This window comes from Microbacterium sp. P26, assembly GCF_023712585.1.
Classification (GTDB): Bacteria; Actinomycetota; Actinomycetes; order Actinomycetales; family Microbacteriaceae; genus Microbacterium; species Microbacterium algihabitans_A.
Genome location: NZ_JAMAXZ010000003.1, coordinates 63,893 through 84,102, shown reverse-complemented (window position 1 = coordinate 84,102; position 20,210 = coordinate 63,893). Strand labels below are relative to the sequence as shown.

18 protein-coding genes and 1 tRNA gene are annotated in these 20,210 nt (G+C 70.5%); 7 read left to right on the top strand and 12 right to left on the bottom strand.

The features are described 5' to 3' along the window. Window positions 1-24 precede the first annotated feature (24 nt). Complete coding sequence (locus M3667_RS06860; RefSeq protein WP_251506678.1) at window positions 25-2,208, bottom strand: ATP-dependent DNA helicase RecG; 2,184 nt, start codon at window positions 2,206-2,208, stop codon at window positions 25-27. A 77-nt stretch (window positions 2,209-2,285) separates the two neighbouring features. Here M3667_RS06860 and rsmD point away from each other — a divergent pair, with 77 nt between their 5' ends. After that, entirely contained in the window at window positions 2,286-2,846 is a 561-nt protein-coding gene (gene rsmD, locus M3667_RS06855) for a 16S rRNA (guanine(966)-N(2))-methyltransferase RsmD (RefSeq protein ID WP_251506676.1), read from the top strand. Window position 2,847: 1 nt separating this feature from the next. Here rsmD and thiL read toward each other — a convergent pair whose 3' ends face one another. Further along, a complete protein-coding gene (gene thiL, locus M3667_RS06850) occupies window positions 2,848-3,843 on the bottom strand; it encodes a thiamine-phosphate kinase (RefSeq protein WP_251506674.1) in 996 nt (331 codons plus the stop codon). Window positions 3,844-3,868: 25 nt separating this feature from the next. Between thiL and M3667_RS06845 the strand changes: the two genes are divergently transcribed. Continuing rightward, a complete protein-coding gene (locus M3667_RS06845) occupies window positions 3,869-4,372 on the top strand; it encodes a DUF3515 family protein (RefSeq protein WP_251506672.1) in 504 nt (167 codons plus the stop codon). Window positions 4,373-4,378: 6 nt separating this feature from the next. Here M3667_RS06845 and M3667_RS06840 read toward each other — a convergent pair whose 3' ends face one another. From M3667_RS06840 to leuC, 6 genes are all read right to left on the bottom strand, one after another. Then, complete coding sequence (locus M3667_RS06840) at window positions 4,379-5,464, bottom strand: D-alanine--D-alanine ligase family protein (protein ID WP_251506671.1); 1,086 nt, start codon at window positions 5,462-5,464, stop codon at window positions 4,379-4,381. Beyond that, window positions 5,364-6,506, bottom strand: coding sequence for an NAD(P)H-dependent glycerol-3-phosphate dehydrogenase (locus tag M3667_RS06835; protein WP_251506668.1), 1,143 nt, complete (start codon window positions 6,504-6,506; stop codon window positions 5,364-5,366). The genes M3667_RS06840 and M3667_RS06835 overlap by 101 nt, the downstream gene beginning before the upstream one ends. Continuing rightward, window positions 6,496-7,236 carry a lysophospholipid acyltransferase family protein gene (locus M3667_RS06830; protein ID WP_251506666.1) on the bottom strand — a complete coding sequence of 247 codons (741 nt, stop codon included), beginning with the start codon at window positions 7,234-7,236 and terminating at the stop codon, window positions 6,496-6,498. Before M3667_RS06830 ends, M3667_RS06835 begins: the two co-directional genes overlap by 11 nt. 3 nt (window positions 7,237-7,239) lie before the next feature. After that, window positions 7,240-8,613: a UDP-N-acetylglucosamine 1-carboxyvinyltransferase gene (murA, locus tag M3667_RS06825; protein ID WP_251506664.1), complete on the bottom strand. Its 1,374-nt coding sequence runs from the start codon at window positions 8,611-8,613 to the stop codon at window positions 7,240-7,242. A 62-nt stretch (window positions 8,614-8,675) separates the two neighbouring features. Continuing rightward, a complete protein-coding gene (gene leuD, locus M3667_RS06820) occupies window positions 8,676-9,272 on the bottom strand; it encodes a 3-isopropylmalate dehydratase small subunit (protein WP_251506662.1) in 597 nt (198 codons plus the stop codon). A gap of 1 nt (window position 9,273) precedes the next feature. After that, window positions 9,274-10,752, bottom strand: coding sequence for a 3-isopropylmalate dehydratase large subunit (gene leuC, locus M3667_RS06815; RefSeq protein ID WP_251506660.1), 1,479 nt, complete (start codon window positions 10,750-10,752; stop codon window positions 9,274-9,276). A 260-nt stretch (window positions 10,753-11,012) separates the two neighbouring features. On the opposite strand from leuC, the gene M3667_RS06810 reads away from it, so the two are divergent. Both M3667_RS06810 and M3667_RS06805 read left to right on the top strand, forming a co-directional pair. Continuing rightward, entirely contained in the window at window positions 11,013-12,323 is a 1,311-nt protein-coding gene (locus M3667_RS06810; RefSeq protein WP_251506659.1) for an O-acetylhomoserine aminocarboxypropyltransferase/cysteine synthase family protein, read from the top strand. Then, the gene (locus tag M3667_RS06805) at window positions 12,320-13,633 is read left to right on the top strand and encodes an LLM class flavin-dependent oxidoreductase (RefSeq protein WP_251506657.1); all 1,314 of its coding nucleotides are present in this window, start codon (window positions 12,320-12,322) and stop codon (window positions 13,631-13,633) included. The genes M3667_RS06810 and M3667_RS06805 overlap by 4 nt, the downstream gene beginning before the upstream one ends. Window positions 13,634-13,866: 233 nt before the next feature. On the opposite strand, the gene M3667_RS06800 is transcribed toward M3667_RS06805, so the two are convergent. Next, window positions 13,867-14,931, bottom strand: a complete 1,065-nt coding sequence (locus M3667_RS06800; protein WP_251506655.1) for a TerC family protein — start codon at window positions 14,929-14,931, stop codon at window positions 13,867-13,869. Between the two features lie 177 nt (window positions 14,932-15,108). Here M3667_RS06800 and M3667_RS06795 point away from each other — a divergent pair, with 177 nt between their 5' ends. Both M3667_RS06795 and M3667_RS06790 read left to right on the top strand, forming a co-directional pair. Continuing rightward, complete coding sequence (locus M3667_RS06795) at window positions 15,109-15,663, top strand: RNA polymerase sigma factor (RefSeq protein WP_251506653.1); 555 nt, start codon at window positions 15,109-15,111, stop codon at window positions 15,661-15,663. Then, the gene (locus M3667_RS06790; RefSeq protein WP_251506651.1) at window positions 15,660-16,751 is read left to right on the top strand and encodes a DUF4349 domain-containing protein; all 1,092 of its coding nucleotides are present in this window, start codon (window positions 15,660-15,662) and stop codon (window positions 16,749-16,751) included. The genes M3667_RS06795 and M3667_RS06790 overlap by 4 nt, the downstream gene beginning before the upstream one ends. A 117-nt stretch (window positions 16,752-16,868) precedes the next feature. On the opposite strand, the gene M3667_RS06785 is transcribed toward M3667_RS06790, so the two are convergent. Then, window positions 16,869-16,944: transfer RNA gene (locus M3667_RS06785), tRNA-Glu, on the bottom strand. A 186-nt stretch (window positions 16,945-17,130) separates the two neighbouring features. On the opposite strand from M3667_RS06785, the gene M3667_RS06780 reads away from it, so the two are divergent. Next, on the top strand, window positions 17,131-17,769 hold the full coding sequence (locus M3667_RS06780) for an MBL fold metallo-hydrolase (RefSeq protein WP_251506649.1): 639 nt from the start codon (window positions 17,131-17,133) through the stop codon (window positions 17,767-17,769). Window positions 17,770-17,849: 80 nt separating this feature from the next. Here the strand turns inward: M3667_RS06780 and M3667_RS06775 are convergent, their stop codons facing one another. Both M3667_RS06775 and M3667_RS06770 read right to left on the bottom strand, forming a co-directional pair. Next, entirely contained in the window at window positions 17,850-18,119 is a 270-nt protein-coding gene (locus M3667_RS06775; RefSeq protein WP_144834863.1) for an HPr family phosphocarrier protein, read from the bottom strand. 29 nt (window positions 18,120-18,148) lie between these two features. Further along, window positions 18,149-20,197, bottom strand: coding sequence for a fructose-specific PTS transporter subunit EIIC (locus M3667_RS06770; RefSeq protein WP_251506647.1), 2,049 nt, complete (start codon window positions 20,195-20,197; stop codon window positions 18,149-18,151). Window positions 20,198-20,210 lie beyond the last annotated feature (13 nt).

The following is a 20,210-nucleotide window of genomic DNA, read 5'->3' as shown; positions in this document are numbered from 1 at the left end:
CGCCCCGGCCGAGGCGGCGGGCGCTCAGGACTTCGCCAGCGCGGCGCGCTCCTCGACCCCGACTCGGCGTTCGAGGGCGGCGGCGAGGGCCGGATGCCGCTGCAGAGCCGGGTCGTCGGCGAGAAGCTTCTCGCCCTCGGCGCGGGCCTCGACGATGAGCTCGGAGTCGGTGATGACCCGCAGCAGCTTGAGCGAGGAGCGTGCCCCCGACTGCGCACCACCGAGCACATCGCCCTCTCCGCGTAGTTCGAGGTCGACCTCGGCCAGCGCGAAGCCGTCGAGGGTCGCGGCGACGGCCTCGACACGCGAGCGCGCCGAAGTTCCGGGCGCGGCCTCGGTCACGAGCAGGCACAGCCCCGGCAGGCCCCCTCGACCGACGCGACCACGTAGCTGGTGCAGCTGCGACACGCCGAAGCGGTCGGCCTCGAGGATCACCATCGTGGAGGCGTTGGGCACGTCGACGCCGACCTCGATGACGGTCGTGGCGATGAGCACGTCGATGTCGCCGCGGGCGAAGGCCTGCATGACGGCGTCCTTCTCGTCGGCCGACATCTTGCCGTGCAGGATCTGCGTGTGGATGCCGCGGAAGGCGGGCAACTGCGACAGCAGGGCCTCGACCTGCACGACCCCCCAGCGCGTGCGCGCTCCCTCGGCGGCGGTCGGAGCGGGTGCATCGGGCGCGTCGGCGGGTTCGTCGCTCTTCCCGTCGGCCACCTGATCGGCGTCGATCGCGGGGCAGACCACGAAGGCCTGTCGGCCGAGCGCGACCTCTTCGGTCACGCGATCCCACACCCGGGCGAACCAGCCGGGCTTCTCGGCGAGAGGGGCGACGAACGACTGGATGCCCGCGCGACCGGCCGGCATGGTGCGGATGGTCGAGACGTCGAGGTCGCCGAACACCGTCATGGCCACCGTGCGCGGAATGGGCGTCGCGGTCAGCACGAGGGTGTGCGGGGAGTCGCCCTTGGAGCGCAGGGCCTCGCGCTGATCGACACCGAAGCGGTGCTGTTCGTCGACCACCACGAACCCGAGGTCGGCGAAGGTCGTGGTGGCGCTCAGCAAGGCGTGGGTCCCGACGACGATGCGCGCCTGGCCCGACGCGACGCGCAACGCCGCCTTGCGGCGCTCGGCCGCGGGCATCTGCCCCGTCAGCAGTGTCGGCATGAGCTCGGGCGCGAGCTCGGGACCCAGCATCCGCGCGATCGACCGCAGGTGCTGACCCGCCAGCACCTCGGTGGGCGCGATGAGCGCGGACTGCCCGCCCGACTCGGCGACCTGCAGCATCGCCCGCAGCGCCACCAGCGTCTTTCCCGAGCCGACCTCGCCCTGCACGAGACGGTTCATCGGCCATTCGGCCACGAGGTCGGCCTGCAGTTGCGCCCCGACGGTCTGCTGGTCGGGGGTCAGCTCGAACGGGAGGATCGCATCGAACCGCTCGAGGAGCCCGCCGGGGCTCGCCGGCCTTTTGGTCGCCGACAGCGCGCGCACGAACTGCCGCTGCTGCAGAAGCGCGGTCTGCAGCACGAAGGCCTCCTGCATGCGTAGCGTCTGCACCGCGGGAGGGATGTCGTCATCGTGCTGCGGGCGGTGGATGCTCTCGAGCGCCGCACGCGCGGGGAGCAGCCCGCGCCGGGCGCGGAGGCTCTCGGGGAGCGGCTCGTCGATGTCGTCGAGCCCGTCGAGCACGAGCGAGATGGTCTTCTGCACGAGGGTGCTGGGCACCGAGCTCGTCGCCGGATAGATCGGGATCGGCCGCTTCGCCGTGACTTCTGCCTCGGCGCGGGCTTCGGCGAGGTCGTCGAACAGCTCGTAGTCGGGGTTGGTCAGCTGCGTCTGGCGGCGGTACTCGCCGACCTTGCCCGAGAAGATGCCCCGTCGGCCCGGCGTGAGGTCTTTCAGCCGCCACGGCTGGTTGAAGAACGTCAGCGACATGCGCCCGTCGCCGTCGCTGATGACGACCTCGAGCAGCGAGCCGCGCCGGTTCTGCATGCGGCGCTCGCTCGCGCTGACGACCTCGGCCACGATCGTGACGGGTTCGCCCAGCGGCAGCGACGCGATGGGCGTGAGTTCGCCGCGCCGCGCGTACCGCCGCGGATAGTGCTCCAGCAGCTCGCCCACGGTCTTCACGCCGAACGCCTTGTCGAACGCCGTCGCCGTCTTGCCGCCGATGGCGCCGTCGAGGCGCGACGCGAGCGAGAATCCGGGCATGCTCCCGAGTCTAGGCAGGGCCTCCGACACCGACGGCCCTCCCGGCGGCGACGGCGCCCGGACCCTAGGCTGAGACGGTGACGCGCATCATCTCCGGCCGCGCCGGCGGCACCGTTCTCGACGTCCCCCCGAAGGGCACGCGACCCACCAGCGACCGCGTGCGCGAGTCGCTGTTCGGCGCGCTCGAGGCGGCCGGTCTGCTCGACGACGCGCGCGTACTCGACCTGTACGCCGGATCCGGGGCCCTGGGGCTCGAGAGCCTCAGCCGCGGCGCGGCGTCCGCTGACCTCGTCGAACTGTCGGCCCCCGCCGCGGCGCTCATCCGCAAGAACGCCGACCGCCTGCGCACCGCGGGCGTGAACGCCCCCGCGCGCGTGCACCGCGCGAACGTCACGACCTGGCTCACGGCATCCGTCGCCGAATTCGACCTGGTGTTCCTCGACCCGCCCTACGACGTCGGCGACGACGAGCTCACGCGCGCCCTGGTCGCCCTCGCTCCGCGGTTGAGTCCGGATGCCACGGTGATCGTCGAACGCGCGAAGCGCTCCCCCGCGCCCGACTGGGCCGCCGCCGGCCTCGAAGCCGATCGCGACCGTGCCTACGGCGACACGACGATGTGGTGGGGGCGCCCCGCCTGACTCAGCCGCGCCCGGCGTCCCAGTCGCGGTACGGGTCCCAGCCGCCGCGACCCGTCCAGGCGCGTCCATCGACCGTGACCGCCTCCGCACCGCGCGGTTCGACCGTGCCGACGCGGCGACCGAGAGGGACGGCCTCGGCGGGGAAGGTCACGAGGAAGCCGTGGTCCTCTCCCCCGTCGAGCGCGAGGCCCGGGTCGTCTCCCAGCGTGGCGCTGTCGAACGCGATCGTGACGTCGGAGGCATCGGCCAGGCGCGTGGCGTCGAGGACGAGCCCGTCGGAGACGTCCATCATGGCCGTGGCTCCGGATGCCGCGGCCTCCAGCGCTTCGGCGATGGGTGGGCGCGGCCGGAGCTGGCGCGACAGAGCGCGGGCCTCGGCCGAGTCGAGCAGCGCCGGATCGACCGGGACCGGGGCTCCCTCGGCATCCGTGAACCGTCGGAACAGCACCTCGAGCCCGCGCGCGGCCTCGCCCAGCTCGCCGATCACGTAGACGCCGTCACCGGCACGCGCGCCCGAGCGGCGCACCGGTTCGCGGCCGTCGAGGCTGCCGAGCGCCGTCACCGCGATCGTGAGGGTGTCCGACACGGTGAGGTCGCCGCCCTCGACCGCGCAGCCGGGAGCAAGCTCCGCGCAGGCGGCGGCGAGGCCGTCGGCGAAACCGCGCACGAACGACACGGGGGTGGCATCCGGCATCGCGAGGGCCACGAGCAGGGCGATCGGTCGGGCCCCCATCGCGGCGACGTCGGAGAGATTCACCGCCGCCGCCTTGAATCCGAGGTCGAAAGGCTGCGACCACGCCAGGCGGAAATCGGGTCCGTGCACGAGCGTGTCGGTGGTCGCGACCACCCGCCCGTCGGGCACCGCCAGCACCGCGGCGTCGTCGCCCGGCCCCACCGGCGCGGTCGAGGGCGGGAGGCGGTCGAGGATGCCGCGCAGGATCTGCCCCTCGGACAGCTCCCCCACAGTCGTTTCGCGGGTGGTCTCGGCGTCGGTCACCTCCCCACGCTATTAGCCTGGAGGGGTGCCCCGCTCCTCCCGCTCCCTCGCGCTCGTCGCCGCCCTCGTCCTGCTCCCGGGACTCGCGGCGTGCAGCACGACGGTCGCGATGGAACCGGCGAAGCAGGCGAACGACCCCGCCTGCGCCGCCGTCATCTCACGCCTGCCCGACCAGATCTCGGGCCAGCAGCGCCGGTGGACCGACGCGCAGTCGACCGGCGCGTGGGGCGACCCCGCCGCGATCCTCATGACGTGCGGCCTCGAGACCCCCGGCCCGTCCACCCTCCCGTGCCGCCCGTTCGACGGCGTCGACTGGCTCGTCGACGAATCGCAGGCCGACCAGAACCGCTACACGCTGACGACCTTCGGGCGCAGTCCCGCGATCCAGGTCTACCTCGACTACGAAGAGGCGAGCAGCGCCGACGTGGCCCAGGCCCTCGGCCCGCTGATCAGCCAGTACCTGCCGTCGACGGGTGCCGTGTGCACCTCGGCATCCGACACGACCCCGACGCCGACGCCGACCCCCTGAGCCCGGTCAGACCTTCGCGAGGGCGGCGTCGAGCAGGTCGCTGATGAGGTCGGGGTACGACAGGCCCGAGGCGATCCAGCAGGTCGGGAACATCGAGATTGGCGTGAACCCCGGCATGGTGTTGACCTCGTTCACGTAGAACTCGGTGCCGGTGTAGAAGAAGTCGACGCGGGCGAGACCCTGACCGCCGATCGCCTCGAACGCCTGAGCGGCGATGCGCTGCATCTCGGCGAGCTCGCCGTCGCGCAAGTCGGCCGGGCACACGAGCTCGACGCCGGCGGCCCCGAGGTACTTCGCCTCGAAGTCGTAGAACTCCCGACCGGTCACGACGATCTCGCCGGCGACGCTGACCCGCACCGGTCCGCCGTCGCGCCCGGGGAGCACGCCGCACTCCACCTCGCGACCGACGATCGCCTTCTCCACGAGCACCAGGCCGTCCTCGGCGAAGGCGGTGTCGAGCGCGGCGTCGAGGTCGTCCCACCGGGACACCTTCGTGACGCCGACGCTCGATCCGGCCTCGTTCGGCTTGACGAACACGGGCAGGTCGAGCGCGCGGATGCGGCGCTCCCACAGAGCGCGGTCGCGGGCGAGGTCGGCGCGGGTCACCGCGACCCACGGCACCACGGGCACGTTCGCCGCGCGCAGCACCTGCTTGGTCACGTGCTTGTTCATGCCGATCGCCGACATGAGCACTCCCCCGCCGGCGTACGGGATGCCGAGCAGCTCGAGCAGCCCCTGCACGGTGCCGTCCTCACCGAAGCGGCCGTGCAGGATCGGCAGCACGACGTCGACGTCTCCGAGGGAGCGGGTGCCCTCGGCATCCGTCACCGTCCATTCGCGTGAGAGCGTTGAATCGGGCAGGCGCACGCGCGTGCCGTTGTCGCGCACCTCGGGCAGCGCGTCGGGGATCAGCGCGAACTTGTCGGGATCGTCGTCTTCGAGTACGAAGGCGCCGTCACGCGTGATGCCGACCGGGATGACCCGGAAGCGGTCACGGTCGATCGCCCGCAGCACCCCGCCCGCCGTGGCGGAACTGATCGAATGCTCGCTGGAGCGCCCGCCGAAGAGCACCACCACCACCGGTTTGGTCATTCTGCGTCCTCTCGCCCTGCGGCTGGTCGTCGTCTGTCGTCAGGTGCGGTGCGATGTCGCGCGGGTCCATGGTCCCGTCGAGCACCATCTTGACCTGCTGCACGATGGGCATGTCAACGCCGACCTGCTTCGCGAGCTGCAGGACGGGGGCGACGGATGCCAAGCCCTCCGCGGTCTGCTGCATCTGGGCCACGACCTCTTTGTAGCCGTAGCCCTGGCCGAGCAGGCGCCCGGCGGTGTTGTTGCGACTGAGCGGCGACTGGCACGTCGCGATGAGGTCGCCGAGGCCCGCGAGGCCCTGCAGCGTCTCGGGCTGGGCGCCCTGCGCGACGGCGAAGTCGGTCATCTCGACCAGACCGCGCGTGATGATCGAGGCCTTGGTGTTCTCGCCGTAGCCGACGCCGTCGACGATGCCGATCGCGACGGCGATGAGGTTCTTCAGCACGCCGCCGAACTCGGTGCCGATCACGTCGGTGTTCACGAACGAGCGGAAGTACCTGTTGCGCGCGCGGCGAGCCACGGCCTCGGCGGTCTCGGGGCTCAGCGAGCTGATGACCGCGGCGGTCGGCTGTTCGCGCGCGATCTCGAGGGCGAGGTTGGGACCGGATGCCACGGCGATGCGCGCCGGGTCGCACCCGAGCACCTGCTCGATGACCTGGCTCATGCGCAGACCGGTCGACTTCTCGACGCCCTTCATGAGCGAGACGAGCGGCACGTCCGTGTGCGCGACGAGCGGACGGATGGCCGCGAGGTTCTCGCGCAGCGACTGGCTCGGCACCGACAGGAAGATCTGCTCGGCGCCGTTCAGCGCCTCGGCGAGATCGGTCGTGGCGGTCATGGTCCGCGGCAGGTTGATGCCCGAGAGGTAGCGACTGTTGCGCTTGGACTCGGTGATCTCGGCGGCCAGTTCGGGGCGGCGCGCCCACATGACGACGGAGGCCCCGCCGTCGGCGAGGATCTTGCCGAACGTCGTGCCCCAGCTGCCCGCGCCGACGACGGCGACCTTGGGACCGGTGGTGGGCACGACCGCCTTACGCGTCAAGGCGGCCCGTCTCGTTCTGCCCGTGCTGCGACGGGTTCCAGCGCTCGGTCGGAGCGGAAAGGCCCCGGATGCCGGCGAGCATCTCGGTGATGCGGTTCATCATCGCGTCGGTGGCCTTGGCGAGCGTGGCGGGCTGGGTCGCGGTCGCGGTGTACTCGCTGAGGTCCATCGCGGGTCCGATCTCGACGATCACGTGCGAGCGACGCGGGAACTTGAGCTTGCCGTAGCGCGGGAGGATCTGCTGCACGCCCCACTGCGCCATCGGGATGAGCGGCAGGTCGGCGGCGAGGGCGAGGCGCACGGCGCCGGTCTTGCCGCGCATGGGCCACAGCTCGGGATCGCGCGTGAGGGTTCCCTCGGCGTACACGATGACGCCGCGGCCGTCGCTCGCGATCTGCTGCGCGGCCTTCATCGACTGGTTCGCGCTCGTCGAGGTGCGCGGCACGGGCACCATTCCGGTGGCCTTCAAGGCGGCCCCGAGAACGGGGACCTTGAACAGGCTCTCTTTCGCCATGAACCGCGGTGCGCGCCCGAGACGCCACACCGCGACCGCCACGATGATCGGATCGAACTCCGAGTTGTGGTTCGGAGCGATGACGTACGCGCCCTCGCGCGGGAGGTTCTCGGCCCCGCGGATCTCGATGCGGGCGAACAGGCCCGTGATGGGCACGATGATCGCCGCGAGCGGCCAGAAGGCGCTCGGCTTCGTCTTCTCGGGCGAGGCGGCCACTGGTCAGCCCACGACGTCGAAGTCGGCGTCGAGAGCGGTCAGCTTCTCGAGGAACTTCTCGTAACCACGGCGGATGATGCCGATGTTGCGCACCGTCGACTCGCCCTCGGCGGCCAGGGCCGCGATGACGTAGCTGTAGCCGCCGCGCAGGTCGGGCACCTCGACGTCGGCGCCGTGCAGGGGCGTCGGGCCGTTGATGACGGCGGCCTGCTCGAGCGAACGACGCGGGACGCGGCGGTCGGGGCTCGAGATGCCCTTCGGGTGCACGGTGATGTCGGCGCCCATCTTGTTGAGGGCCTCGGTGAAGCCGAGACGGTTCTCGTACACCGTCTCGTGCACCGTCGAGGTGCCGGGCGCCTGCGTGAGGGCGACGATGAGCGGCTGCTGCCAGTCGGTCATGAAGCCGGGGTGCACGTCGGTCTCGACCATGACGGGCTTGAGGGCGTCGCCGCGGCGGAAGAGGATGCCGTCTTCGCGCACGTCGAACCATCCGCCGGCCTTGCGGAAGACGTTGAGGAAGGTCAGCATGTCCTGCTGGCGCGCGCCCTTCGCGAAGATCTCGCCGTCGGTCGCGAGCGCGGCACAGGCCCATGACGCGGCCTCGTTGCGGTCGAAGATCGCGCGGTGGTCGTAGCCGACGAGCTTGTCGACGCCCTCGATGAAGATGACGCGGTTGGGCTCGTACGAGATGATCGCGCCCATCTTCTGCAGCACGGCGATGAGGTCCATGATCTCGGGCTCGATCGCGGCGTTGCGGAGCTCCGTCACGCCCTTCGCGCGGACGGCCGTGAGCAGCACCTGCTCGGTCGCACCGACGCTCGGGTACGGCAGCTCGATCGAGGCGCCGTGCAGGCCGTTGGGCGCCGTGATGCGGATGCCCTCGTAGCTCTTGTCGACGACGGCGCCGAAGGCGCGCAGGGCGTCCATGTGGAAGTTGATCGGTCGGTCGCCGATACGGCATCCGCCGAGGTCGGGAATGAGCGCCTCACCCAGGAGGTGCAGCAGCGGGCCGCAGAAGAGGATCGGGATGCGCGACGCCCCCGCGTGGGCGTCGATCTCTTCGAAGTGCGCGGCGACGGCGCCCGAGGGGTCGAGGTGGAGCGTGCCCTCCTCGTCACCCTCGGTCACCGTGACGCCGTGCACCTCGAGGAGCGAGCGGACGACCTTGACGTCGCTGATCATCGGCACGTCGCGCAGCGTGCTCGTGGTCTCGCCCAGGAGCGCGGCCACCATGGCCTTCGTCACCAGGTTCTTCGCGCCCTTGACCTCGACGGTTCCGCGCAGGGGCCGGCCGCCGCGGATCGCGAGGGTCTCGGCCGCCTCCCAGTCCGGCTGTCCGGGGTTCTGGTCTCCGGAATCGGTGACGAGTGTGCTCATGGGGGGTGGACCTCACTTCGTGGACGAGGGGCGGCAGATCGACCCGATCGGGTCGATCGGGCTCAGCGGACCGGAAGGGTCTGCGGCCGCCATGCCTCGCGGCGCGCCTCGAACTGCGTGATCTTGTCTTCGTCACGCAGCGTGAGCCCGATGTCGTCGAGCCCTTCGAGAAGCCGCCACCTAGTGTAATCGTCGATCTCGAAGGAGACCGTGAGGTCGCCGACCGTGGCGGTCTTCGCCTGTAGGTCGACGCTCATCTCGATGCCGGGGTTCGCCTCGAGGACGGCCCAGATCTGCTCGACCTCGTCTTCGGTGATCACGCCCGTGACCAAGCCCTGCTTGCCCGAGTTGCCGCGGAAGATGTCGGCGAACTTCGGGCTGAGCACGACGCGGAACCCGTAGTCGCGCAGCGCCCACACCGCGTGCTCGCGGCTCGATCCGGTCCCGAAGTCGGGGCCGGCGACGAGGACGGATGCCGAGCGGTAGGCGTCCTGATTGAGCACGAACCCGGGGTCTTGGCGCCAGTTCGAGAACAGGGCGTCTTCGAAGCCGGTCTTGGTGACGCGCTTGAGGAACACGGCGGGGATGATCTGGTCGGTGTCGACGGCCGACCGCTTCAACGGGGCCGCGATTCCGGTGTGCGTGGTGAACTTCTCCATGTCAGGCCTCCGCCCCGGTCGAAACGGTCTCCGCAGACCCGGTCCCTGAGCCTGTCGAAGGGCCGAGATCCGCCGGGCTCGACAGGGTGCCGCGCACGGCGGTGGCCGCGGCGACGAGCGGCGACACGAGGTGCGTGCGCCCACCCTTGCCCTGGCGCCCTTCGAAGTTGCGGTTCGAGGTCGACGCGCAGCGCTCCCCCGGGGCCAACTGGTCGGGGTTCATACCCAGGCACATCGAACACCCGGCGAAACGCCACTCGGCGCCGAAGTCGGTGAAGATCTTGTCGAGGCCCTCGGCCTCGGCTTCGAGGCGCACGCGTGCCGAACCCGGCACGACCATGACGCGGACGTTCTCGGCCTTGGTACGACCCTCGATGACCGAGGCGAAGGCGCGGAGGTCTTCGATGCGGCTGTTCGTGCAGGAGCCCATGAACACGGCATCCACCGGGATGTCCTTCATCGGGGTGCCGGCCCGCAGGTCCATGTACTCGAGCGCCCGCTCAGCGGCGGCGCGCTCGTTGGGGTCGGCGATGTCGGCCGGGGTGGGAACGACGTCGCTCAGCGAGACGCCCTGACCGGGGTTCGTGCCCCAGGTGACGAAGGGTTCGAGCTCGGCGGCGTCGAGGAACACCTCGGCGTCGTAGACCGCGCCCTCATCGCTCGGCAGCGTGCGCCAGTAGGCGACCGCGTCGTCCCAGTCCTGCCCCTGCGGCGCGTGCGGCTTGTCCTTGACATAGGCGAAGGTCGTGTCGTCGGGAGCGATCATGCCCGCGCGGGCGCCGGCCTCGATCGACATGTTGCACATCGTCATGCGCCCCTCCATCGAGAGGGAGCGGATCGCGCTGCCGCGGAACTCGAGCACGTAGCCCTGACCGCCGTTGGCGCCGATCTTGGCGATGATCGCGAGGATGATGTCTTTCGCGGTGACGCCGGGCTTCAGCTCGCCCTCGACGGTGATCGCCATCGTCTTGAAGGGCTTCAGCGGCAGCGTCTGCGTGGCGAGCACGTGCTCGACCTCGCTCGTGCCGATACCGAACGCCATCGCGCCGAACGCGCCGTGGGTGGAGGTGTGCGAGTCGCCGCACACGACCGTGATGCCCGGCATGGTGAGGCCGAGCTGCGGGCCGACCACGTGGACGATGCCCTGCTCCTTGTCGCCCAGCGAGTGGATGCGCACGCCGAACTCCTCAGCGTTGCGGCGCAGCGTGTCGATCTGCGTGCGGCTCGTGAGGTCGGCGATCGGCTTGTCGATGTCGAGCGTCGGGGTGTTGTGGTCTTCGGTCGCGATCGTCAGATCGAGCCGGCGCACGGGGCGACCCTCGGCGCGCAGACCGTCGAAGGCCTGGGGGCTCGTGACCTCGTGCACGAGGTGCAGGTCGATGTAGATGAGGTCGGGCTGACCGTTCTCACCTTTGACGACGAGGTGGTCGTCCCAGACCTTCTCGGCCAGGGTGCGAGGGTTCTCGGGAATCGTGCTCATGTCTTGCGTTTCTCCTCGGAAGGGGGTGTGAGGCCCGCGACGAACTCCGCGACGAGAGAGGCCTAGGACAAGGTCTCGTCGCGGCCGCTAAGGAGGAGGCGAGCGATCCGCACGTCGTCACGATACCACCGGCGTCCGACACCCCTGCCGTCACGAAGAGGCACCGGATGCCAGGGCGGCGGTGTCACAGAGCGACGCACGTTTCGTCTCCCGGCGCCCGCGCGTGCGAATCTGGGCCGACCCGAAGGAAGGAGAGCGCCATGGCCGCAGGCGCCGACACCGGTTTCTCCACTCGCCAGGTCCACGCAGGATCGGCGACCGCGCAGGCGAGCCCCCGCGCGACCCCGATCTACCTCACGGCGGGCTTCACGTTCAGCGACCTCGACGAGTCGGCCGCGCACTTCGGCGAGGGCACGGGGTTCGGGTACAGCCGCACCGGCAACCCCACCGTGCACGCCGTCGAGGAGCGTCTCGCCTCGCTCGAAGGCGGCGACCAGGCCGTGCTCGTCTCGAGCGGCCAAGCGGCGGTCACCGTCGCGCTCCTCGCCCTCGCGGGTGCGGGCGACCACGTCGTCGTGTCGGAGCACATCTACGAGGGCACCCGCGGCCTGCTGCTCGACAACCTCGCGCGCCTGGGGGTCGAGACGACCTTCGTCGACACCGACGACCTCGACGCCTGGCGCGCCGCGATCACGCCCCGCACGCGGGCCCTCTTCGCCGAGACGCTCTCGAACGCCCGCAACGACGTGCTCGACGTGGCCGCGGTGGCCGCGATCGGCGCCGAGCACGGCATCCCGCTCGTCGTCGACAGCACGTTCACCACTCCCTACCTGCTCCGTCCGATCGAGCACGGGGCCGCCGTCGTCGTTCACTCGGCGAGCAAGTTCCTGGCGGGTCAGGGTGCCGTGCTCGGCGGGGTCATCGTCGACGACGGCCGGTTCGACGCCGCGGCATCCGGTCACCGTTTTCCCCACCTCGTGCAGACCGACCGCCTGGGCGGGGCGAGCTACGCCGAGAAGTACGGCGCCCGCGCGCGCGGGCAGTACATCCGCGAGAGCGTGGCCCCGCGGTTCGGCCCGTCGCCCTCGCCGCTGAACGCCTTCCTCATCGGCCAGGGGATCGAGACGCTCAGCCTGCGCGTCGAACGGCAGTCGCAGAACGCCCTCGCCGTCGCCCGCTGGCTCGAACAGCGCCCCGAGGTCGAGCGCGTCGACTACATCGGTCTCGCATCGCACCCCCATCACGACCTCGGTGAGCGCTATCTCACGCGCGGCTTCGGCTCGGTCTTCACCGTCACCCTGCGCGGCGGGCTCGAGGCTGCGCGACACGTCGTGCAGTCGGTCGAGGTCATCACGCACATGACCCACCTCGGCGACGTGCGCTCGCTCGTGCTGCACCCCCAGAGCACCTCGCACGCCGCCCGCACCGTCGCCGAGCGCGAGCGCGCAGGGGTCTTCCCCGGCACGATCCGCCTGTCGATCGGCATCGAGGACATCGACGATCTGCTCGCCGACCTCGACCAGGCGCTCGTCGGCGTCCCCGTCCTCGAGCGCGAGACGGTCGTGCTGTGAGCCGGCTGCAGCACTTCGGCTGGTTCCTCGCGCGCGGATTCGGTCCGCACGGGTGGGGCCACCCGTACCTGCGCTGGAACCACCGCTGGACCGAGCCCGGCCTCTACCAGGACTCCGCCCGCACGCTCGAGCAGGCCGGTTTCGACCTGCTGATCATCGAAGACGCGCCCTCGCTCGGCAGCGCCGACACGATCGACCTGCGCGTGCGTCACGCCTTCGGCGGGCCCAAGCACGACCCGCTGCTGCTCGCGCCGTATCTGTTCGCCGCGACGCGCCACCTGGGCGTGGTGCCGACGGTCAACCCGGCGGCCTATCTGCCGTACACCGCCGCCCGGCAGTTCGCGACGCTCCAGCACCTCAGCGGCCACCGTCTCGGCCTGAACGTCGTGACCGACACCGGCAGCGCGCGCCACTTCTCCGCCGCGCCGCAGCTCGGGCACGACGCGGCCTACGACCGCGCCGAAGAGTGGCTCGACGGCATCCGGAAGCTCTGGAACAGCTGGGGCGAGGGCGCTCTGGTCGCCGCCGAGGAGACGGGTGTCTACGCCGACGGCACGAAGCTCGAGGCGGTGCAGCACCGGGGCGAGCACTTCGGCTTCGACGGGCCGCTCAACGCCGTCCCCTTCACCGACGGCGCGCCGGCGATCGTCTCTCCCGGCGGATCGGGCCGCGGCCTGTCGTTCGCGGGGCACAACTCCGACGTGCAGCTCGCGCTCGCGCCGCTCGACGAGCAGAGCATCCGCGCGTATCGCGGTCGCATCCACGCGGCCGCCGAAGCCGCGGGCCGCACCGCGGCCGACATCAAGATCCTCTTCGCAATCCAGCCCGTGCTCGTCTCGTCACCGGAGGAAGCCGACCGTCTGGTCGCGGCATCCGCCGATCCGACCGAAGAGGCGCTGGTCGCCATCGCGCGTAAGCAGTCGAGCGATCTCGAGACCGATCTCACCGGACTCGACCTCGACAAGCCGCTCGACCGCTCGATCTTCGGCGAGCACGTATCGGAGGGCAGCATCCGCCGCCTCGTCGGAAAGCACGACGACGACGCTCCCCTGCGCACGATCCTCGCCGCGCACGCGCGCCTGGGCCGGTTGAACGACGGCTCCGGCTTCGTGGGGACGGCCGACGAGTTCGCCGACCGCATCGAGGAGCTCGGCGACTGGGGCAACGACGGCGTGCTGCTGTGGGGCGACCTGCACCCGGTCACCGTGCATCGTGTGCTCGACGACCTCGTGCCGATCCTGCGTCGGCGCGGAATCCTCCGCGAGGAGTACGTCGACGGCGGCCTGCAGGCCAACCTGCGCGCGTTCTAGCGGGGCGGATGCCGTGACCTGAGGCGACTGCGCCTGCCGAGAAGGTGGCTGAGCCTGTCGAAGCCACATGGGTCGCGCAGGCCCCCCACCAAGGTGGCTGAGCCTGTCGAAGCCACTGCAACCCGCATGTCCCGGACCCTTCGACAGGCTCAGGGTCCTCGACGACCCGCCCTCACCGTGGGACCCGGAACCCTTCGACAGACACAAGGGTCCTCGACGACCAGACCTCGGCGTCAGTCGCGCTCGGGCTGCTCCACGGTCGCGGGCGTTCCCTTCTCGTCGGCGACCTCCGCCGCCGCCTCGTGACGGTCGTTCGCCGACGTCTCTTTGCGCGACGACGCCAGGCTCGCGAGGGTCGCGACCGCCATCGACAGCACGATCACTGCGAGCGAGACCCACGTCGAGATCTCGGGCGCCCACTCGATGGGCTCGCCGCCGTTGAGGAACGAGAGCTCGTTGACGTGCATCGCGTGCAGGATCAGCTTCACGCCGATGAAGGCGAGGATGAACGCGATGCCGTAGTGGAGGTACTTCAGGCGGTCGAGCAGATCGCCGAGCAGGAAGTACAGCTGGCGCAGACCCATCAACGCGAACAGGTTCGCGGTGAAGACGATGAACGGGCTCTGCGTGATGCCGAAGATCGCGGGGATCGAGTCGATCGCGAACAGCAGATCGGTCACACCGATCGCGACGAACACGATGATCATGGGCGTGAAGACCTTCTTGCCCTTGATGCGCGTGATGACCTTCTTGCCGTCGTACTCGTCGCTCATGGGCAGCACGCGACGCAGCGTCCGCACGATGAGGTTCTCTTTCTGCGAGTCGTCGTCGTGGTCGTCGCCGGGGAACGCCTGGCGAATCGCGGTGTAGATGAGGAAGGCGCCGAAGAGGTAGAAGATCGGGCTGAAGTTCTCGATGATCGTCGCGCCGACCAGGATGAACGCCCCGCGCAGAATGAGCGCGATGATGATGCCCACCATCAGCACCTCCTGCTGGTAGCGCCGCGGAACCGAGAACTGGCCCATGATCAGCACGAAGACGAACAGGTTGTCGATCGACAGGCTGTACTCGGTGAGCCAGCCCGCGACGAACTGACCCGCGACCTCTCCCCCGGCGACGATCCACAGCACCCCGGCGAAGATCAGCGCGAGGGTGACATAGAAGACGACCCACAGCGTCGACTCCTTCGGTGCCGGGATGTGCGGGCGTTTGAGGATGATGAGCAGGTCGGCGATGAGGATGACGACCAGCACCACCAGCGTGATCGTCTGGAAGAGCGGGTCGAGCTGCAGCTCCATCGCGGGGCCTTTCGTCGGGGGAAACGCTCGAGTTTATCCGGTGCTCCCCGTCGGCCACCGCCTTATGCAACTAGTGCTCATAACGTGCGTACATCCGTGAGACGATCCGCTCGGACCGGACACTTCTGTAGTGAGAGAGTGCTCGCAGAGCCTCGCCCGATCGGGAAGTGGATGCCGATGACCGACGACGTGATCGACGACAGGGCGCTCGTCGCGCGCGCCGCGGCCGGTTCCGAGGCGGCGTTTCGCACGCTGTACCGCGCGTACGTGCGGCCCGTGTACTGGGTCGCGTTCGGTCTGCTCGGCGAGACGGCGGATGCCGAGGACGTCGCGCAGGAGACCTTCGTCGTCGCGTGGCGGAAGATCCCGTCGCTGCGTCTCGAGGGCGCGTCGCTCCTGCCGTGGCTCGTGACGGTGTGCCGACTGCAGGCGCAGAACAAGCTGCGCGCCCGACGCCGCCACGGTTCGCACGCGGCGCTCGACGACGAGATCCCCTCGGCCGTCGACGTCGAGGCGCAGGTCGTGCAGGCGCAGACGGTCGCCGCGATCCTCGCCGCCGTGGAACGTCTCAGCGAGCTGGATCGCGAGATCTTCCGCCTGTGCGCCGCCGAGGGCTACGGCTACGAGGCGGCCGCCGCGTCGCTCGGCGTCTCGCACGGCACGGTGCGCAATCGCCTCTCCCGCATCCGTTCCCGGGTGCGCGCCACCGCGATGGAGACGGAGACCCCATGACCACCCCGACCCTTCCCCCTCTCTCCCACGACCGCGTGGAGGCCATCGAAGCCGCCGTGTTCGGTCGCATCGCCGACGAGCGCGACCGGCGGCGTCGGCGACGCCGCGGCGTCTGGACCGGTGTCGCCGCGGCCGCGGCCGTCGTGGTGGTGGCCGCGATCGTCGGGCCCTCGCTCGGCGTCACGGAGGGCACCGGCGCCTCGAGCACCGCGATCGAGGCCGGAAGCGCCCCGGAGTCCGGATCGCGCGATCAGTCCGCGGGCGGTTCGGTCGCCGACACCGCGCCGGTCGCCCCGGGTCCGGATGCCGGCACCTCCGGTTCGGCGGGTGCGAGCTCGACGGAACAGGGGTCCGCGGCATCCGGAACCGCCACGGCCGGACGCGACATCGTCGCCACCGGATCGAGCACCGTCGAGGTCGACGACGTCGCCACGGCGATCGCCGCCATCAGTGCGACGGCGACCGGAGTCGGAGGTTACGTCGAGTCGTCGCAGGTCGGCGGCGGGCAAGTGGTCATGCCGATCGACGGCGCCGCGTCGAGCGCGACGCCCACCTCCTCGGGCTGGATCACGGTGCGCGTTCCCGCCGACACCCTGACGCAGGTGATGGACGGCCTCGGCTCCGTCGGCGACGTCATGGCCACGAGCGTGACGCGCTCCGACGTGACCGAGCAGAGCGTCGACCTGCGCGCCCGCGTCGCAGCCGGCGAGGCCTCGGTCGCCCGTCTCACGGAGCTGCTCGCGCAGGCCGCGTCGGTCTCCGACCTCGTTACCGCGGAGTCGGCACTCGCCGATCGGCAGGCGCAGCTCGACAGCGACCGCCAGGTGCTGCAGAGCATCGAGTCGCGGGTCGCCCTGTCGTCGCTCAGCGTTCAGCTGAACGCGCGCACGGCCACGGTCACCGCGGATCCCGCGGGCTTCGGCGACGGCCTGGTCGCCGGGTGGAACGGCCTCGTCGCGACGCTCAACGGGCTCGTGATCGGCCTTGGATTCCTCCTGCCCTGGATCGTCCTCGCCGGTGTGGCGTGGGCGGTCGTGTGGGGCGTGCGGCGCGTGATCCGGCGTCGCCGCGCGTCGCGCGAGGGCTGAGCGGCGCGCGGAGCCTCCGGGCGGTGGGGCCCAACCCGCGCACGCAGCTCCTCGTCCTGCCGCCGTCGCCACAACGAAAAAGAGCTCCGACCATTCGGTCGAAGCTCTTTTTCGTGTTGGTGACCCCAGCGGGATTCGAACCCGCGTTACCGCCGTGAGAGGGCGGCGTACTAGGCCGCTATACGATGGGGCCGCGTCGTCAACCATTCAAGTATGCATGACGGTTGACGCCCACGCAAAATCGAGGCCGCGGCATCGACTTCTCGGGCGTGTCCGGCCACCGTACCGCGCGAGCACGCGCGACGGAAGAGGCATTAGACGCTGTTCACCCGATGCGCCAGCGCTTGCCGTGCCCCGCCGCCGGGAGTTGACTCGCCTCATGCGTCTCACCAAGCACGAACACGCCGCACTCGTCGTCTCCGAAGCCGGACACAGCCTGGTCATCGATCCGGGCAGCTTCACCTCGCCGCTCGACGACCTGGACGGGCTCGTCGGCATCGTCATCACGCACGAGCACGCCGACCACTGGACCCCCGAGCACCTCACCCGTCTGCAGAAGGCACACCCCGGCGTGCCCGTCTACGGCCCGGAGGGCGTGCGTGAGGCCGCCGCCGGCTTCGACGTGTCGGTGGTGAATCCCGGCGACACGCTGGATCTGGGTCCGTTCCACCTGGAGTTCTTCGGCGGGAAGCACGAGGTCATCCACTCGTCGATCCCCGTGGTCGACAACGTCGGCGTCCTCGTCAACGAGTCCCTCTACTACCCCGGCGACTCGTACGCCGTCCCCAAGCACAAGAAGATCGCACTGCTCGCGGCGCCCGTCGGAGCCCCGTGGCTGAAGGTCGGCGACGCCATCGACTACGTCCTCGACGTCAAGCCCGAGCGGGTGTTCGCCACGCACGACATGACCCTGTCGGTCGCCGGCAAGCAGATGGGCGACGCACGCCTCACCTGGGCCGTCGAGCAGCACGGCGGTTCGTTCGTCGACCTCAAGCCGGGCGACTCGACGGAGATCTGACGGGCCCGTCTCGATACACGAGAACACCGGATGCCGCGAGCCCTGGGGCCCGCGGCATCCGGTGTTCTGATGCGAGGTGCTTACTGCGCGTCGAGGTCGGTCTCGAGCAGGGCGACGAGCTCGTCGAGCGCCTGCTCGGCACCCTCGCCCTCGGCCTTGAGCGTCACGACCGTGCCGTGACCGGCGCCGAGACCCATGAGCGACAGGATGCTGCCGGCGTTGAGGTCGGCACCGCCGTCGGCCGAGATGGTGACGGGCACCTTCTTCTCCTGCACGGCCTGCACGAAGAGCTTCGCGGGGCGGGCGTGGAGTCCGGAGCTGCTGGCGATGGTGGCCTGACGTTCTGCCATGGTGAATCCTTCCGATTCGACGGGGGTGTTTACGCGGCGACCGTGGCCACGGGAGCGGCCTCGGTGACGGCGGCGTCCTGCGTGCTGCGGCCGATGCCCTTGAGGGCGACGACGATCAGCGCAGTCACGACGGTACCCGCCACGATTGCGAGGGCGAAACCCCAGAAGGGGTTGATCGCGAAGAAGACGAAGACGCCTCCGTGAGGTGCGAACGACTGCACGCCGATCAGCATGCTCAGACCACCCGTGATCGCACCGCCGACCATCGACGCGGGGATCACGCGCAGCGGGTCGGCCGCAGCGAACGGAATCGCGCCCTCGGAGATGAACGAGGCGCCGAGCAGCCACGCGGCTGCGCCGTTCTCGCGCTCGACGGGGGTGAACTTGCCCCGGGCGAGGACCGTCGAGGCCAGCGCCATGGCGAGCGGCGGCACCATGCCCGCGGCCATGACCGCGGCCATGATGAGGTACGGCGCGGTGTTGGTCTGGGTGGCTGCGGCGAGGCCGGTGGTCGCGAAGACGTAGGCGACCTTGTTGACCGGCCCACCGAGGTCGAAGCACATCATCAGGCCGAGGATCACGCCCAGCAGGATGGCGCCGGCACCGCTTGCGGCAAGCGAGGTGAGGCCGTCGGTCAGCGCCGCCATGAGGGCGGCGATCGGACGACCGAGGAAGAGGATCATCAGACCCGACGCGAAGATCGACCCGAGGAACGGCACGATCACGACGGGCATCAGGCCGCGCAGCCAGCGCGGGGCGTTGAAGCGTCCGAGCCACCAGGCGATGAAACCGGCCAGCAGACCGCCGATGATGCCGCCGATGAAGCCGGCGTTCATGAGCACGGCCACGGCACCGGCGACGAAGCCGGGCGCGATGCCCGGGCGGTCGGCGATCGCGTAGGCGATGAATCCGGCGAGCACGGCGACGATGAAGCCCATCGAGGTAGAGCCGATCATGAACGCGACCGACCCGAGGTACTGGCCGAGGCCGCCCGCGGGGAGTTCCCACAGCGAGTTCTGGATGACCACGTTGGCGGCGTCCTGCGTGACCTGGTAGCCACCCAGCAGGAAGCCGAGGGCGATCAGCAGACCGCCACCGGCGACGAACGGGATCATGTAGCTGACACCGGTCAGCAGCCAGCGCTGGATGCGGCGACCCACCGACTGCTGCGCGACGGGCGTCTCGGAGGCGGATGCCGCTGCGCCCGCGCCCGGCACGCGCGCGGCGTTCGGGTTCTCGCTGGCGGCGAGGGCGTCGGCGATGAGCTGCTTCGGCTGCTCGATGCCGCGCTTGACGCCCGCGCGCACGACCGGCTTGCCGGCGAAGCGCTGCGGCTCGCGCACGTCGACGTCGACCGCGAAGATCACGGCGTCGGCGTCGTCGATCACGCTCTGAGGGAGCGCCTTGTAACCGCTCGAACCCTGCGGCTCGACGATCAGCTCGACGCCGTCCGTCTCGGCGCCGGCGGCGGTAAGCGCGTCGGCGGCCATGAAGGTGTGGGCGATGCCCGTGGCGCACGCGGTGACCGCGACGATCTTCTTCGTCTTCGTGGCGGTGGTTCCCCGCGACTCGGCGCGGGTCGCGGCGGGTGCAGCGGCGGGCGTGGCGGCCGCGGCGGTCGCGGCGGCCGGGGTGATGGCATCCGTGATGATCTTCACAGCGTCGGTGGACGTCTGCGCCGCGCGCAGGCCCGACATGAAGTCGTTGTTCATGAGGCTGCGGGCGAGCTGCGACAGAACCGAGAGGTGCGCCTCGTCGGCACCGGCGGGTGCGGCGATGAGGAACACGATGTCGGCCGGGCCGTCGGGGGCACCGAAGTCGACGCCGGGCGTCAGGCGGGCGAAGGCGAGCGTGGGCTCGGTCACCGAAGCGCTGCGCGCGTGCGGGATGCCGATGCCGCCGGGCAGGCCCGTCTCGTCTTTCTGTTCGCGCGCCCAGGCGTCGTCGAAGAGCTCTTGCGCGCTCGTCGCGCGGCCCTGCGCGACGACGCGCTCGGCCAGGGCACGGATCACCGACTGCTTGTCGGCGCCCAGGGGCGCGTCGAGGCTGACGAGCTCCGGAGTGATGATGTCGGACATGGTCGTGACCTCC